Consider the following 15,971-nt stretch of genomic DNA (forward strand, 5'->3'; position numbering starts at 1 on the left):
GGACAGCGAGGAGATGAAGGTGGCTGGCTAGCATCAAGCGGCTTTGAAAGTCCGAAAGTCGTTGGTGCTGATGCCAATTACTACAATCATGCCCTATGGAAGATTACAACAATATAGTGCAAAACTGCTATACAGTTTCATAATTGATTGAAAGCTCTTACCTAAAGGTGAGAGCTTTTGCCACTTAAAGGATAATGTGGTTCTTGGCAACTTTTGGTGATCTCGCTTGGGGGAAGGCAGAGGGCAGAGGGTATTTACACCTACAACCCCAATTATCAATATCGCGTCTCTACACTAGATTCATACCACGATTCAGCAACGCCCCAATTTAGTATTATATGTTACACAAAACTAGAATATGGATTTAGCGATCGCACTCGACAGTAATATAGATGTGCCATTACATCAACAATTATACGAGGAAATGCGGAAAGCAATTCTCAACGGACGCCTGCTACCCAATCAACGCATTCCATCGACGCGAAAGCTCTCCAAATCCTTGGGTATTTCTCGTACTACCGTTACTACTAGCTATGAGCAACTCTTCAGTGAAGGCTATATCAAAACGATTGTTGGTTCTGGCACATATGTCTGCGCCCAACTCCCGGACGATTTATTGCATTCCATCCCGATTGAGTCAGTTCAAAATTCTGCTTCTGGTCAAAGCTCGCTGTCTAAGTATGCCACCAGTTTGATTGAAAATGATGTGTTGATAAATACAGAACCTCAAGCCCCGATTAACTTCCGCTATGGGCAACCTGCTTTTGAACTATTTCCAATGCAGTTGTGGCGAAAATTACTGTCTCGTCACTGTCGCTATGATTGTCATTGGTTAGATTATGCAACAGACGCCTTGGGATATGAACGGTTAAGGGAAGCGATCGCTCGTTATTTGTCCCAATCCCGTGCAGTCCAATGCGAACCTGAGCAGGTCATGATCACTAATGGCACTCAGCAAGCTTTATATTTGGTGATGCGCTTGTTAATCAATCCTGGGGATGCTGTTGCTTTGGAAGATCCTGGTTATCTGAGCGCACGTCGCATCTTTTTAACACAAGGTGCAAAGCTTATACCAGTACCTGTGGATGAGTCAGGTTTGATAGTTAATAAGTTAAACGATACGGGTGAATACATTAAGCTTGTTTACGTGACTCCTTCTCACCAGTTTCCCACAGGAGCAATATTGTCTCTGTCTCGGCGACTAGAGTTACTAGCTTGGGCGCATTCTCATCGAGCAATGATTATTGAGGATGATTATGACAGTGAATATCGCTATGGTGACAGACCGATTCCAGCTCTGCAAGGTTTGGATAAAAGCGATTGTGTGCTGTACATGGGTACTTTCTCCAAGGTATTGTTCCCTTCACTGCGAATTGGTTACTTAGTCTTACCCAAAAGTTTAGTACCAATATTTCGCCGTGCTAAGTGGTTGAGTGATAAACATTTACCATTGTTAGAGCAGTATGTTTTAACTGATTTTATTGAAGAAGGACATTTAGAAAGACATATTAGAAAAATGCGTCAGCACTATGATCAGTGTCGCCAAGTTTTAGTACAAGCTTTGAGCGATCGCTTTGGGGAACGAGTTACAATTTTAGGCGAGAAGGCTGGGCTGCATTTAATGGTGAAACTACAGACGCAACTTACAGATGAAGAGATTATTGAGGGTGCTGCGTCCTTGGGTGTGGGAATTATATCTGCTCAATCCCAGTATCTCACAGAGAATGTGACGGGCGAATTTATTTTTGGTTACTCGGAACTGACACAGGAACAAATTCGAGAAGGAATCAGCAGATTGGCTAAAGTTCTTGTTGCATAGTTAATTTATTTAATCGTGAGAATGATTGTTAGGAAAAAGGTAGGCGATCGCAGCCCAACCAGAAAAAGTTAGTAAACTCACAAGAAATACAGCTAGAAAAATAATATACATATTTCATCAATTTGACTTGAATTTTCAAATAGAAAATTTGATAAAATCTACATTCTTAAAGCACTTTTAAACCAATTAGTTATAGTGAAAAATAATTACAAATAAGGCTTCGTTGTAGCTCAATCCAATCTACATAGTCTTCCCTTTTATAATGAAATGATCTGTAATTATTTATAAACTATCAATGTTATATGAACTAGTTATGACTGTTTTGTGTCATCTTTATCTCACAAGCTTTTCAGGGTACTTTGTCCCCTCGTCATGATCAAAATCAGATGTTTCGTCTTTGGTACATACGTCACTTGATTCCAAACACCCTAACTCTGCTAAAGTAGCGATCGCGCAAAAGATGGGGCATGGGGCATGGGGCATGGGGAAGAGACTTGTTAAATAATTCTCCCCACACTTCCCACACTTCCCACACTTCCCACACTCCGGTGTCCCCCTTTCCCTTTTTTGCTCATTTTTAAGTATCGTTAAATAAAGTTAAAACTATATATCCTACCTTATGTCCGTTAGGCAACGTGTTCTTTCTGGAGTTCAACCAACTGGTAACTTACACTTGGGTAACTACTTAGGTGCAATTCGCAACTGGGTAGAAGGACAAAGCCAGTACGATAATTTCCTTTTTATAGCTGATTTACACGCTGTGACTCTGCCACATAACCCAGCAGAACTAGCCACAAATACTTATACCTTAGCTGCTCTATATCTGGCTTGTGGTCTTGATTTAACCTATTCCACCATCTTTGTACAATCTCACGTCCCTGCACATACTGAACTGACTTGGTTACTCAACTGCATTACACCGCTCAACTGGCTGACAGATATGATTCAGTTTAAGGAAAAAGCTGTCAAGCAGGGTGAAAATGTGGGTGTTGGTTTGTTAGACTATCCTGTGCTGATGGCATCTGATATTTTGCTCTACGAACCTGAAAAAGTACCAGTCGGGGAAGACCAAAAACAGCATTTAGAATTAACACGAGATATTGTCAATCGGTTTAATCACTTATTTGCCAAACCAGATCAACCAGTATTAAAGTTACCGGAGCCTCTGATTCGTAAAGAAGGGGCTAGGGTAATGAGTTTGACAGATGGAACAAAAAAAATGTCTAAGTCTGATCCTTCAGAATTAAGTCGGATCAATTTGTTAGATTCACCAGATGAAATTGCCAAAAAAATTAAGAAATGTAAAACTGACCCGACTCGCGGTTTAGAATTTAATCATCCAGAACGACCAGAGAGTAATAATTTGTTAACTCTGTATATGCTGCTGTCTGGTAAAACCAAAGAAGAAGTCGCTGCTGAGTGTCAAGATATGGGCTGGGGACAATTTAAGCCTTTACTGACGGAAACAGTCATAAACGCCCTCAAACCCATTCAAGAGAAATATCAGGCGGTAATGAACGACAAAGGCTATTTAGAGTCTGTTTTACGCCATGGAAAACATAAAGCAGAGGCTATTGCTAACCAAACTTTAGCAAAAGTTAAAACTGCGATGGGATACTCCACACCATTATGAGGTTTTCTGTGTAGGGTGAGTTGTGTTATAGCTGTACCCAAAGACAGAAATGCTCATTTTTATGCTGGATACTCAAAATCCAAGTTGTTTAACTTCTTTTCAGACAGCTGCAAAAGCTGGTAAATTCCTGATTACCGCCGAGGTAGCACCACCAAAAGGCGGTAATCCAGAACAAATGCTCAAAATGGCAGCGACTCTTAAGGGAAGGGTTCATGCTGTCAATATTACCGATGGTAGCCGAGCAGTTTTACGGATGTCGCCAGTGATTGCATCGGCAATTTTAATACAACATGGCATTGAACCAATTTGTCAGATTGCTTGTCGCGATCGCAACCGGATTGGTTTACAAGCTGATTTAATGGGCGCTCATGCGATCGGTATCAGAAATATCTTAGCTTTGACGGGTGATCCTGTAAAAGCAGGCGATCATCCTGATTGCAAAGGTGTATTTGACTTAGAATCTGTGCGGTTGCTGCAAGTCATAGAAAAGCTGAATCATGGCTTTGATTGCAACGACAAACCCCTAACTGATGGAGCGCTAGATTTATTTCCTGGTGCAGCAGTCGATCCGCAATGTCCGAGTTGGTCGGGTTTACAAAAACGATTTGAACGCAAATTAGCAGCAGGAGCGCAATTTTTTCAAAGTCAATTAATTACCGACTTTGAAATACTAGAAAAGTTCATGGATAAAATTGCTGCTGATTGTGGTAAACCAATTTTAGCCGGAATTTTCTTGTTGAAATCGGCAAAAAATGCCCAATTTATTAATAGGTGTGTTCCGGGTGTAAATATTCCCGAACACATTATTGATAGATTAGCAAAAGCCAAAGATCCTCTAGAAGAAGGGATGAAAATTGCTGCGGAACAAGTACAAACTGCACAGCAATTGTGTCAGGGTGTACATATGATGGCAGTTAAGCGCGAAGATTTGATTCCGCAAATTTTAGAGATGGCTGGAGTTGCGCCAGTTAATCAAATGGTATTGAGGTAAACACAGTAAACATTTCTTGCTTAGGCAGCTGGTAAACCCAGCTGCTTTATTATTTGTTCAGTATGGGCAGTTCGATTGGTCTAGGTTTATTATCAAAGCCAACGCTGGAAGATATACGATCAAGCTAAGTCATCTCAGCAGACCACTCTTTCATAATAAGCTAGGGTAGCATCACCAAGAATTATGTGAAAGAAAGTAAATAGCCATTAATGCCAAGGAGTAACTATAATGACGAATCTAAGTAACCGCTCTTTAGAGTTACTAGAAGAAGAAAATGAAATAGAGCAAAATGATATTGAACCAGAAGAAGAGTTTATTAATGAACCATTTGACCCTAATCTTATTCGGGTTGATACTCGACCAATGACTATTGATTTAGTGTTGAAAAGAATTAAATTTGATGAAATTGACTTAGCTCCTGAGTTTCAACGTCATGCTGACATTTGGACATCAACTGCTAAAAGCAGACTTATTGAATCAATCTTGATTCGTATTCCACTACCTGCATTTTACATGGATGCTACTAACGAAGATAAATGGTTAGTTATAGATGGGCTACAAAGGCTAAGTGCGTTAAAAAAGTTTGCTATTGACAAAGAACTCAGATTATGCAATTTAGAATTTCTTCGACATCTTGAAGGTAAAATTTATGATGAATTACCTTGGCTTTTTGACTATAACAGAGAAGCAGATGTTCTAACTCTTGCGTCACCACCAACATCTTCTGATATATATCAATTAAGTCTTTTTAACGATAAATTTCACTACTTGCAAGCAGAACGTGTTGGTCCCAGAACATACTTCGAGATATCTGATTTTCAAGTAAGACAGCATCAACAACTGGGGACTCAAGGAGAATACACTGCTCATTTCCTCTCTGTTTATAGAGATAAAAATATTCCCAATACTAAACTTAATCATCCCAACGCTACCTCCTTAAATCTTAAAGATCAAGTAGAAGCATGGATGGGAGAAGTCAGCCCAGGAACCCGACTGGAAATCAAATCCAATCCAGACATGGATTTAGTAAGCTTTCAATATTCCTACGGACTCAGTAACCCTTACCGTGCTACTAATGTGGGTTTTGGTATTACCTATACTTTGCCTATTATTGTGGCAGTACTCGCTTCAGAACCTGATACAGTAATTCTAGTTGAAAACCCGGAGGCTCATCTTCATCCCAGAGGACAGGCTAAAATGGGCGAATTGTTAGCACTTGCGGCTAGTTGCGGTGTTCAAGTGGTGATAGAAACTCATAGCGACCATGTTTTAAACGGAATTCGTCTTGCCGTTCATCGTCGCCATCTTGACCATAAAGAGGTGCAATTACACTATTTTCAGCGTCAAGAAATAGAAGGTCAAGTTTTTACAGAAGTTTTGTCCCCACGTATTAATCGTCATGGAAGAATTGATCAATGGCCTGATGGTTTCTTTGATCAAATGGAAAAAGATTTAATGGAGTTGATGTAAATGCACTTTTTGATTAACGAACAATCTTTTATTGGGCAAGCAAAACATAATGATGATGCTGATAAGCTAATGATAGTATTGTTCGAGATAATCAAAGAATTAGAACTTATAAAATCTTCAAAGCCAATACTTACTCATAGTAGTTTTTTTAATTGCCACATAACAATTCAAATGAAAGTAAGCGATTGGTTGCATCAGAAGTCAAAATCTTCTAGTGGAGAAGAACAAGAAACCAGTCGGATATTATTGATTAAATTAATGAATAAAGGCCCTTTTATAGATGATATTTTAGATGAAGAGTTAGATTTTCATGAATGCCATTTTAATAATCAGGATGTTTGTGGAAGCTCATTAGCAGGAGCAGCCTATCTTCAGGGAACTTTAACTAGTTTACAGGGCGCACCTGATTTTGTCTCGCAGTCTATTCAACTAAGATACAGTCAAGATGGTATAGATTATAAAGAAATAGAAATTATAAACTTAACTCATGTAAGTCACGCGAAAAAACTACGCCCGCGTTACGTACCTAGCCCTAAACACGCTCTAGGTGGTTGGGGAACTTTTATGGATTTGAGTGATGAAGTTGCTCAAGTAGTTTTAGATCAAGGTATTGTGAGTGGTAGACAAATTTATGGATACTATGATGGAAAATTTTATGAATTTCAGTTTGATAATTTTTTTGGTTTTCATGGCTACCCTGTAGATGAAAACAAAGTTCCTTACAAAGTAATTGAACATCTCAAAAACTTGCCAAATGAGTAATACAGTTAATATAAGCTTTGCGATCGCTACTTTATTCTCTCCATTGCTAAACTAAATAAAAATGAAATTTATCGGCATCGATTTAGGCTGGAAATCACAACCAAGCGGACTGTGCTGCTTAGAATGGTCAGAAAATCAACTACAAATACTCGACTTAGATCGCCAAGAAGCAATTGCAGACATCCTCAACTGGGTTGATACTTGTGTTCCACCAGGTGAAAGTGCTGTAATTGGTGTAGACGCCCCGACTCTTATCCCTAACGCCACAGGTAGTCGTCTCCCCGACAAACTTACTCATAAATACTTTGGTAAATATCATGCTGGTTGCTACCCAGCCAATCTTAATCTTCCCTTCGCCGAACGCACCGTTAACTTTGGCTTAGAACTAGAATCTCGTGGTTTCGACCACGCACCCACCATCGAACCACAAAAACCCGGTAGATATCAAATCGAAGTCTTTCCCCACCCCGCAATAGTACATTTGTTCAGCTTAGAACGTATTCTGAAATATAAAAAAGGACGCCTGAGCGATCGCCGCCTAGAACTCATCAAACTCTATAATTACATCACACAAATCTTACCCTCCTTAGAACCTTCTGCGTATACTTTGCGCCTTTTCAATTCATTTGTCCCGGAAATTCCCACCACGGGCACACAACTCAAAGCAGCCGAAGACAAACTCGATAGCCTCATCTGTGCTTACATAGCAGCATACTGGTGGTATTGGGGAGAACAACGTAACCTGGTATTAGGCGATCGCACCACAGGTTACATAGTTGTTCCTCAAAAGATAGGGGATCAGGGATCGGGGAAAGGGTAAAGGGACAAGGAGGACAAGGGGGACAAGGANGTGGGGTTGTAAAGCAGCGTGGGTGGCGACGATTGCGAACTTGGGAGAGGAAGACAGGGGGGACAGGGGGAACAAGGAGGACAAGGGGGACAAGGAGGACAAGGGGGACAAGGGAGATAAGGGGGACAAGGGGGACAAGGGGGACAAGGAGGACAAGGGGGACAAGGAAGAATTTATTCCAATGCCCCATGCCCCATGCCCCATGCCCCATGCCCGAACCCTAAATATTTACTCCGCCCACAAAATCAATCTTGGTTCATAAGGAGTAGAAAGATACTTATGTTTAGGTAATACACGTAAAGATAATCCTTGTAAACCAGAAGTAGTATACAGAATATTAGCCGTGTAAATACTTAAGCCTTGACTATCTTCTCCTTGGTATTCCATTACTAGTGGCACACCATTGACAATCTCGCCATTGGCATCTACTGTACCTTGATACAGTTCTATCTGTACGTCATCATTTGTGAGAGTTGCTAAGTCAATTTTGGCTTTAACAGCAACGGTTTGGTTAACTTCAATATCAGGGCCTACAGAGATATCAATATCTTTAATTGTGATGTTGTACCAGTGTTCACCGAGATTTAATTTCCAAGCTGCTAGTTCTTTGGCTGGGGCATAATTATCACTAGTCAGGATAGTATAGCGATCGCTCGCGGGGAAATATGCTCTTTGGGCATACTCTCCCACCATGCGCGCGGTGTTAAAGAACGGACAGTTTAACCGGATGGCGTCTTTCATTTTGGCAACCCAGTGTCTAGGCAAACCATCGGCATCGCGATTATAAAACAACGGTACAACTTCTTTTTCTAAGATGTCATACAGAGCATTTGCTTCTATTTCATCCTGATAAGTGGGATCGTCATAAATTTCCCCATGTCCAATTGCCCAACCAGTGCGGACATAATCAGCTTCATCCCACCAACCATCTAGTACACTTAAATTTGGCAATCCGTTCATTGCTGCTTTCATGCCACTAGTACCAGAAGCTTCACGGGGACGACGGGGTGTATTTAACCACACATCACAACCCGCCACCATCAATCGGGAAATATGAATATCGTAATTTGGAACAAACACCACCTGTTTTTCCAAATTATTTTCGCGGATGAAATGATTAATTTCGCGGATGAGTTCTTTGCCAGGGATATCTTTAGGATGTGCCTTACCAGCAATCACAAATTGTAACTTGCGGTCTTTATTGCCAAATAAAATCCGCTTGACGCGTTCTAAATCACGCATCCAGAGAGTAGCACGTTTGTAGGTGGCAAAGCGACGGGCAAAGCCTATCGTTAAAATATGAGGATCGAGGACTTCTTGGGCTTGGGCAATTTCAATCGCAGATGCACCGCGATCGCGTAAATGTTTGACTAAATGTTCCCGCACATACAAAATCATATCTAAGCGGCAGCGTTCGTGGTTCCGCCATAGCTCCTCATCGGGAATTGCATTCATCCGATCCCATAGAGGATGATCCACTGGTGCTGATGACCAATTCGGGCCTAAATAGCGATCGTACAACTCCTGAGTTGATTTCGCCACACAACTACGGGCATGAACGCCATTCGTAATCGCAGAAATTGGTACTTCTTCGGTTGGTACATCAGTCCACAAACCGTGAAACATCTGCCGTGAGACTGAACCGTGCAACTGCGCCACACCGTTAGAAAATGTTGCCATCTTCAACGCTAGGACTGCCATACTAAAAGGTGAGGATAAATCACCCGTACTCTCCCGTCCCAAGGCTAAAAATTGGTCTTTCCCTAAACCAAAAATTTCTGCATAGTGTCCCAGATAGTACAAAATTTTATCTGGTGGGAACAAGTCGATGCCGGCTGGCACTGGTGTATGGGTGGTAAATATATTTGTAGAAGCTACCACTTGCCTAGCTTCGATGTAACTCAGCCCTTGCTCTTGAATTAAAATGCGGATACGTTCTAGAGCAGAAAATGCTGCATGTCCCTCATTCATATGGTAGGCAGTGACGTTATACCCCAATGCTTTTAACATCCTCACGCCACCAATACCCAACATGATTTCCTGGTGGATACGCATGTCAATATCACCACCATACAGTTGATCTGTAATGTCGTGATCGTAAGGATTGTTGGGTTCAATATTGGTGTCAAGCATGTACAATGGCACCCTTCCCACTTGCACCCGCCAAACCCTAGCATAAACAGTACGTCCCGGATAATCTACTGTAATTCGCAGTTCTGAGCCATCCGGATTACGTTCTAGGTGCAAAGGCATGTTATAGAAGTCGTTAATTGGATAACGCTCTTGTTGCCAGCCATCAGCATTTAAATACTGGGCAAAATAGCCTTGCTGGTACAACAAACCCACACCGACGAGGGGAAGCCCTAAATCACTAGCAGATTTCAGATGATCCCCAGCTAGTACACCCAAGCCTCCTGAATAGATGGGTAAACAGTCCACAAGCCCAAATTCAGCAGAAAAATAGGCGTAGCATTCTCGTCCTTTGTCCTTTGTCATTTGTCCTTTGTCATCGGACGAATGACTAGAGCGTTGTTTCTCATACCAAGTGCGTTCTTTGAGATAATCTTCTATCTGCAAAGCGGCACGATCCATTTGTGCTAAAAAGCCTTCATCTTCTACTACTTCCATCAACCGCGCTTGGCTTATATTTCCTAGCATCAAAACAGGGTTATGATGGCTAGATTCCCATAAATCAGGATCTAAACGGCGAAATACATCTTTGGTTTCTACGTTCCAATCCCAAACCAAGTTGTAAGCCAGCTTGCGTAAGGGTTCGAGTCGCGCAGGCAAAGAAGGTGAGACGTTGAATGTACGAATTGGCTGCATAGGTTTAGCAGAACTCCAGGTCTAGCTATCGCTATTGTTGTCTTTATTTTCTTAATGTTGCCAATTTTTTATACTGTGTTCGCAAATGCCTCAATTTTTGTTAACTTTTGCAAAGATTTTGGTCAACAAAGAACCAAATCTGGGTGGTAGTAAATCCCAATGAATAATCTATTCAGGGTTCTATCAAACTTGATGTGTGGCGATCGCCTCACCGTTGATTAGATGCAGTCAATGCAAATACCCGCCCTAAATTATAGCCATCGTGTTGATCTATGCCGTTATTTCCAGACCAAATTGACAAGACAATAGAAGAAATTGATCGCCTCACCAACCCTTCAAGTCAGCGATATGGACGATTACTCAACTGGCAAAATCCACCCGACCCGTTTTGGCATTATGGAATCGGTTTGTCAGATATGCATATCTTCGATACAGGTCGTGGTTTATTGACCTCCCACGTAAAGACGCGCCGATGGGCTTTCTTCTTCTATCACTGTAAAAAAATGTTTAAATAGCCCTAGTGAAGACTGATGTGGTGATTCGGAAATGGTATGAACTACGAAACTGCTTGCAAATTCCTCATAGATCAAACAATCACTTCTGAAGAAAACCCGGATGCGCTACTCAACCGCTTGCAACAGGGAAAACCACCAGTTCCCGGTCAGATTACCTCTACTTTGCTGGCGTTGAAAGTGGTATTTGAAGGTCTTAAAGAAGCTACTACTATTGAACGAGAACTGGCCTACGCTTTATATGAACTAACTATCAAAACTCAAATACTGTTTGCAGCGGGACGCAAAGCAGGAGTTGACTGGCCTCCTCTGCTGAAAGAAGACTTATTGAGAATTGCGATCGCCACTGAAAGTATCTTTTCCGGTAACTGGCAAAATTTACATTAGTTGGGAATTGGGGATCGGGGATCGGGGCGGGGATCGGGGACAAGGGAATATGGCGAGTGTGGGGAGTGTGGGGAGTGTGGGGAGAATAACCAATGCCCAATGCCCAAAAACTATCTTTTTTGCAATTGCGCTTTTAACTTATTCAAGTCAGATTTGAGCAAAACAGTCATTTGACCAGTGAAAGCTTTTCCGTTCTTGGGTTGGGCAATTTCTATCCAATATGCGTAGCTCTGACCTAGACGTAATTCTCCCCGTAAGGCTTCCCGGATGGGAGTTTTGGCAAAACGAGCCGAATTAACTGTACTTTGAGTTGGATATTCATACACTACCTGAGCGCGTTTAAAATCTTGGTAAATATCTATGCCATATACGACTCGTAAAGATTCTTGCAAGCGCTCAAAACTCATGCCATTAATGGCATCATACATACTTAGCCTTTCGCTACGAATGCGACTACGGTCTTGAATAAACTCTATTTTCCCAGGAGCAAACACTGATGCTTGAAAAGTAAATCGCTGGGCTGCTGTATCACTTTTCTGTATAAAAAATCGCTCGTTAATATTGGGACGCAGAGTCGGATGTGCTTGTATCCAAGCGCCAACTTCTTCTGTCGATTGTCCTGGTAAAGCTTTGGCTTGATCAGCTAAAAATGTTCCCCCGCAGATATAGGGAACTAGAGAAAAAGGCAATATCAAAACTTTCAGCAGGGGGTTTTTTAGCATTTTTTTATACCAACCTACTTGATTAAAAAGGGTAGTTTTAGTTTTCCCCTACTGCCTTTATTTATTTCTAAGTACAACTACGGTATCATAGCAACTTTGATCACTTTGCGCGATCGCATATCACAAAATACCGTTTCTAAATCCTCTAAAGGACGCTGTTCACTAATTAATAACTCGAAGGGAATTCTGCGACTAGCGATCAGTGATAAGGCTGCTCTGACAAACTCAGGGGTATTATGAAATACTCCTTTGAGCGTAAGTTCACTGTAGTGGAGTTGTTCAGTGTTGACGGTAATTGTGGTATCTCGTGGACAACCGCCGAATAAATTCACCGTTGCACCAGGACGGGCGCAGGCGATCGCTGTCTCCCAAACACTAGGTAAACCAGTCGCTTCAATAACTACATCTGCACCCCAGCTATCCGTAAATTCTTTGACCACAGTGGGTATGTCTGGTAATTGCCGATAATTAAACGTCTGGGCTGCACCGAGTTTTTTACCAATTTCTAGCCTATCGTCATTACCACCGAATAGCAGTACTTCCACTTCCAAATCATGAGCCAATTTGGCTACAAACATCAAACCAATCGCTCCATCTCCCAAGACTACTACTCTATCTCCACTCTTAACGTTGGAACGAGCGGTTCCATGCAGTACGCAAGCCAAAGGTTCTGTCATGGCTGCCAATTCATAAGGTAAATCTTCAGGAATTGACAATAAATTATGCTGTACAATCGGGGCAGGAATTTTCAGATATTCAGCAAAAGTACCATTATTCCATGTCAAATTTGGACACAAAGAATATTCTTGACGTTGACAAAAAAAGCAATTCATGCAGGGAGCCGAATTATTAGCAACTACGCGATCGCCTATTTGCCAATCTGTAACACCTTCACCGATAGCCACGATTTGTCCAGCAGCCTCATGACCAAAAAGAGTAGGAGGTTTGAGCATCTTTGCATGACCGCCACGACGCCACACTTTTAAATCTGTACCACAAGTCGTTGCCGCTCCCACTTGGATCACCACCTCTCCTTTTCGAGGAGTAGGATCGGGAACTGTTTCTAAACGCAAATTTTCTTTACCGTACAGTAAGGCTGCTAGCACCGATTTTATCCAATAAGCTCCAGTTAATTTTATCAGTCCTAGAGGTGAACTACCTACACTTCCCTTGCGGGTAAGTGTAGGCTTCCCAATTCATTGGGGATTGCCTCAGACTTCGTAGATTTTTTACGTCCAGAAGACTTTGGTCTTACATCCCCTCGGTGGGCAGAAGCGCTAGTTCCTAACGCCCATAGTCGCAAACCCACCCTTCGGGAACGCTTCGCGAACATTTTTTATATTGATTGCAGCGTTGATGTCTCTATCGTGCGATCGCCTTCTTGTACTAGCGTTTTTGCTCCATATAACTCAATAACCAATTAGCAGCAGTCGCCCTGCGAGTTTGTCGAGGGCCAAATTCGCCAATTTTATAACCCTTAAAACCCAGCTTTTCTTTAACTATTTGTTTGTACTGTGTTGGGATAGAACGAGTTAACTTGACTGTTGCTGGACGACTCTCAATAAAATCGGGAGGTTGTGGATATTCATCTCGCCATTCGGGAGATACTTGTTGATTATCCCACTTTGCAGTCACTGGGTCGTAGCGATAACCCAAGCAGTCCCATACTAATTGATTAACCGCGGCGTCATCTATTTCTTCATTGAGAATTGCCCAAATAGTATCTGTATTGAGTGGTGGCAAATTAGACATAAGCAATTCAAAATCCAAGCAGGATAAAGTTTTGGACTGTTGTAATAAGTCCATTCTGTAGAGCATTATGTCTAACTTGTCAATGCATAAATCCCAATTTAATCTTTGTGTCTTTGCGCCTTGGTGGTGAAAAAAGAATATTTGAAACACCAAGACACTAAGACACTAAGAAATTTCCATTATCCTAATTTCTCAGTGCTTTGATAAACCTTTGCAAACCTCTGAACACGCTTGGTTTTTTTCCTGGTACTGCTGCGACAGTATCTCCTTGTGTTGTTACTGTCGAGGCTTGTCCTTTAGCAAGAATTATATCTAAGTCGTCGCCGGAGGGTTTTTGTGGTAACTCGGCGATTTTTTGGTATTGTCCGTTATTTTCTACTAAAATTTCCCATAATCCTGGATAGCAACGGAACAATGCTACATCTTCGTATACAGGGCGTAAGTAGTAACAAGATTCTATTGTGCTGAGAAAACGAATCCGGGTTTGCCTAGCAGCATAACCAATTCCTATCTTACCGGGATCTTCCAAAAAAGGATTTAACATTACTAAGGGGCGATCGCCTATAACCGCACAAATTTTTTCTAATTGCGGGACTTCTGGAGAACCAGGGGCGATAAACAGGAAAATTTCATCTTCTGGTTGAACTTTTGATTCAATAGAGGCAGCTCTACCAGTGCCAATGTCAGTAATTTGGAATGATACATCTGTCCAATCGCGACGGGCAAGACCAACACTACCCGCATCAGCAAAGAAAACTTTTAGTTTGTCGTTGTATTGGGTAAAAGTGGGTAGAAATTGCTGTGCTACCTCCATCAGTTTCAATTCGGGAAACAATAACTCAACCTGTAGTCGAGTATAGCCATCTGCGATTGCTGCTTGGGTAGCTGTACGCGCTTGAGCGATCGCATCTTCTAAAGAGTTTGGTAGTTCAGCCATTTTAAAAAATTTTAGATTTTAGATTTTAGATTTTGCCATTAATGATTTCATTACAAATGACAAATCAAATGACCATTGTACAGACGCGATTAATCTCTTGTACAGACGCGATTAATCGCGTCTCTAGCAAAAAATCGCTGCAAAACCTGCTTAAATACCATCACCACCCAATCTACATCCGCTGCGGTGGTGTCTCGTCCGAGCGTCATTCGTACACTGGCGAAAGCTGCTTGTTCTGGATAACCCATTGCTAACAAAATTGGGCTAGGGCTGAGTTTACCACTATTACAAGCAGCTCCTGCACTGACTCCAATTCCGGCGCGGTTTAATTCTCGTACTAAACTTCTACCACTAACTTTTTCACCATCGGCGTGTTCTAAACAAAAGCTGACGTGGTGGGGGAGACGATCAACTAAATCACCTGTGGGTATTAAACCGGGGACATCTGTTAATTGGGAAAATAAGCGATCGCGTAACTGCATCAATCTGGGTGTTTCTGTTGCCATTTCTTGAGTTGCTAATTCAGCAGCGACACCAAACCCAGCGATTACGGGTACTGCTTGTGTACCGGAACGCGATCGCTGTTCTTGTCCTCCACCACCCAATATGGGAACCAATTCTACACCCGGACGTACATACAACGCCCCTGCACCTTGGGGACCATAAATTTTATGACTAGAAATACTCAGTAAATCCACAGGCAAATTCTGCACATTCACAGGTAAGCGGCCTGCTAGTTGAACTGCGTCTGTGTGGAATAACACACCAGCACTACGAGCAATATTTCCCAATTCAGCGATTGGTTGGATTGTACCGACTTCACTTTGTCCGTAAATTATTGATACTAAGACAGTGTTGTCTTGCAATGCTGCTTTTAAGTCTAGAGGGTTAACTTTACCTTGATGATTTACGCAGAGGCGAGTTACTTCCCAACCCAATTGTTCTAATAACCGAGCAGGTTCAGAAATCGCGGAATGTTCAACACTAGAGATAATTATATGCTGGGGTTGGCGATACAAACGGGCAACACCCATAATTGCGAGATTATCTGCTTCTGTACCACCAGAAGTAAAAATAATTGATTCCGCAGATGCATTTATAAGTCCAGCTACCTGCATTCTAGCCTGTTCTAATACAGTTGCTGCCCGTTGTCCCCACTCATGTAAGCTAGAGGGATTACCCCACTGTTGAGTGAGGACTGTTTGCATTGTTGCGATCGCTTCTTGGCGAGTAGGTGTAGTAGCACTATAATCCAAATAAATTTGCATAAACTCTCTAGTCAATACACTGGGAAACGGGCTATTTATATT

At 41.9% G+C, this 15,971-nt stretch carries 14 protein-coding genes; 8 read left to right on the top strand and 6 right to left on the bottom strand.

The window, feature by feature from the left end; all coding sequences use genetic code 11:
- Positions 1-358 precede the first annotated feature (358 nt).
- From pdxR to B4U84_RS18750, 6 genes are all read left to right on the top strand, one after another.
- Complete coding sequence (pdxR, locus tag B4U84_RS18725; RefSeq protein ID WP_131119992.1) at positions 359-1,819, top strand: MocR-like pyridoxine biosynthesis transcription factor PdxR; 1,461 nt, start codon at positions 359-361, stop codon at positions 1,817-1,819.
- 619 nt (positions 1,820-2,438) lie between these two features.
- Positions 2,439-3,452, top strand: a complete 1,014-nt coding sequence (trpS, locus tag B4U84_RS18730) for a tryptophan--tRNA ligase (protein WP_044448184.1) — start codon at positions 2,439-2,441, stop codon at positions 3,450-3,452.
- 49 nt (positions 3,453-3,501) lie between these two features.
- A complete protein-coding gene (locus B4U84_RS18735; protein WP_131119994.1) occupies positions 3,502-4,443 on the top strand; it encodes a methylenetetrahydrofolate reductase in 942 nt (313 codons plus the stop codon).
- A 228-nt stretch (positions 4,444-4,671) separates the two neighbouring features.
- The gene (locus B4U84_RS18740; RefSeq protein ID WP_131119996.1) at positions 4,672-5,913 is read left to right on the top strand and encodes a DUF3696 domain-containing protein; all 1,242 of its coding nucleotides are present in this window, start codon (positions 4,672-4,674) and stop codon (positions 5,911-5,913) included.
- Between the two features lie 9 nt (positions 5,914-5,922).
- Positions 5,923-6,675 (top strand): hypothetical protein, encoded by a 753-nt coding sequence (locus B4U84_RS18745; protein WP_207390966.1) that lies wholly within the window; start codon positions 5,923-5,925, stop codon positions 6,673-6,675.
- Positions 6,676-6,736: 61 nt separating this feature from the next.
- Positions 6,737-7,495 carry a DUF429 domain-containing protein gene (locus B4U84_RS18750; RefSeq protein WP_131120000.1) on the top strand — a complete coding sequence of 253 codons (759 nt, stop codon included), beginning with the start codon at positions 6,737-6,739 and terminating at the stop codon, positions 7,493-7,495.
- Positions 7,496-7,753: 258 nt separating this feature from the next.
- Here B4U84_RS18750 and glgP read toward each other — a convergent pair whose 3' ends face one another.
- Positions 7,754-10,351, bottom strand: coding sequence for an alpha-glucan family phosphorylase (gene glgP, locus B4U84_RS18760; protein WP_131120002.1), 2,598 nt, complete (start codon positions 10,349-10,351; stop codon positions 7,754-7,756).
- A 272-nt stretch (positions 10,352-10,623) separates the two neighbouring features.
- Here glgP and B4U84_RS18765 point away from each other — a divergent pair, with 272 nt between their 5' ends.
- Both B4U84_RS18765 and B4U84_RS18770 read left to right on the top strand, forming a co-directional pair.
- Positions 10,624-10,866, top strand: coding sequence for a hypothetical protein (locus B4U84_RS18765; protein WP_017310646.1), 243 nt, complete (start codon positions 10,624-10,626; stop codon positions 10,864-10,866).
- 36 nt (positions 10,867-10,902) lie between these two features.
- Positions 10,903-11,250, top strand: a complete 348-nt coding sequence (locus tag B4U84_RS18770; RefSeq protein WP_131120005.1) for a Dethiobiotin synthetase — start codon at positions 10,903-10,905, stop codon at positions 11,248-11,250.
- Between the two features lie 110 nt (positions 11,251-11,360).
- On the opposite strand, the gene B4U84_RS18775 is transcribed toward B4U84_RS18770, so the two are convergent.
- The 5 genes from B4U84_RS18775 to B4U84_RS18800 form a co-directional block, all read right to left on the bottom strand.
- Positions 11,361-11,972, bottom strand: a complete 612-nt coding sequence (locus B4U84_RS18775) for a hypothetical protein (protein WP_131120007.1) — start codon at positions 11,970-11,972, stop codon at positions 11,361-11,363.
- 77 nt (positions 11,973-12,049) lie between these two features.
- On the bottom strand, positions 12,050-13,078 hold the full coding sequence (locus tag B4U84_RS18780) for a zinc-dependent alcohol dehydrogenase (RefSeq protein ID WP_017310649.1): 1,029 nt from the start codon (positions 13,076-13,078) through the stop codon (positions 12,050-12,052).
- 280 nt (positions 13,079-13,358) lie between these two features.
- Positions 13,359-13,724 carry a DUF1823 family protein gene (locus B4U84_RS18790; protein WP_026081901.1) on the bottom strand — a complete coding sequence of 122 codons (366 nt, stop codon included), beginning with the start codon at positions 13,722-13,724 and terminating at the stop codon, positions 13,359-13,361.
- Between the two features lie 184 nt (positions 13,725-13,908).
- Entirely contained in the window at positions 13,909-14,661 is a 753-nt protein-coding gene (locus tag B4U84_RS18795) for a DUF1995 family protein (protein ID WP_131120008.1), read from the bottom strand.
- Positions 14,662-14,750: 89 nt separating this feature from the next.
- On the bottom strand, positions 14,751-15,929 hold the full coding sequence (locus tag B4U84_RS18800) for a cysteine desulfurase family protein (protein WP_131120010.1): 1,179 nt from the start codon (positions 15,927-15,929) through the stop codon (positions 14,751-14,753).
- Positions 15,930-15,971 lie beyond the last annotated feature (42 nt).

It is taken from the genome of Westiellopsis prolifica IICB1 (genome assembly GCF_004323185.1).
Classification (GTDB): domain Bacteria; phylum Cyanobacteriota; class Cyanobacteriia; order Cyanobacteriales; family Nostocaceae; genus Pelatocladus; species Pelatocladus prolificus_A.

Excerpts from the sequence above, each read along its gene's own strand:
- pdxR (WP_131119992.1), top strand. The coding sequence starts at position 359 with ATGGATTTAGCGATCGCACTCGACAGTAATATAGATGTGCCATTACAT.
- trpS (WP_044448184.1), top strand. The coding sequence starts at position 2,439 with ATGTCCGTTAGGCAACGTGTTCTTTCTGGAGTTCAACCAACTGGTAAC.
- B4U84_RS18735 (WP_131119994.1), top strand. The coding sequence starts at position 3,502 with ATGCTCATTTTTATGCTGGATACTCAAAATCCAAGTTGTTTAACTTCT.
- B4U84_RS18740 (WP_131119996.1), top strand. The coding sequence starts at position 4,672 with ATGACGAATCTAAGTAACCGCTCTTTAGAGTTACTAGAAGAAGAAAAT.
- B4U84_RS18750 (WP_131120000.1), top strand. The coding sequence starts at position 6,737 with ATGAAATTTATCGGCATCGATTTAGGCTGGAAATCACAACCAAGCGGA.
- glgP (WP_131120002.1), bottom strand. The coding sequence starts at position 10,351 with ATGCAGCCAATTCGTACATTCAACGTCTCACCTTCTTTGCCTGCGCGA.
- B4U84_RS18765 (WP_017310646.1), top strand. The coding sequence starts at position 10,624 with ATGCCGTTATTTCCAGACCAAATTGACAAGACAATAGAAGAAATTGAT.
- B4U84_RS18770 (WP_131120005.1), top strand. The coding sequence starts at position 10,903 with ATGAACTACGAAACTGCTTGCAAATTCCTCATAGATCAAACAATCACT.
- B4U84_RS18775 (WP_131120007.1), bottom strand. The coding sequence starts at position 11,972 with ATGCTAAAAAACCCCCTGCTGAAAGTTTTGATATTGCCTTTTTCTCTA.
- B4U84_RS18790 (WP_026081901.1), bottom strand. The coding sequence starts at position 13,724 with ATGTCTAATTTGCCACCACTCAATACAGATACTATTTGGGCAATTCTC.
- B4U84_RS18795 (WP_131120008.1), bottom strand. The coding sequence starts at position 14,661 with ATGGCTGAACTACCAAACTCTTTAGAAGATGCGATCGCTCAAGCGCGT.
- B4U84_RS18800 (WP_131120010.1), bottom strand. The coding sequence starts at position 15,929 with ATGCAAATTTATTTGGATTATAGTGCTACTACACCTACTCGCCAAGAA.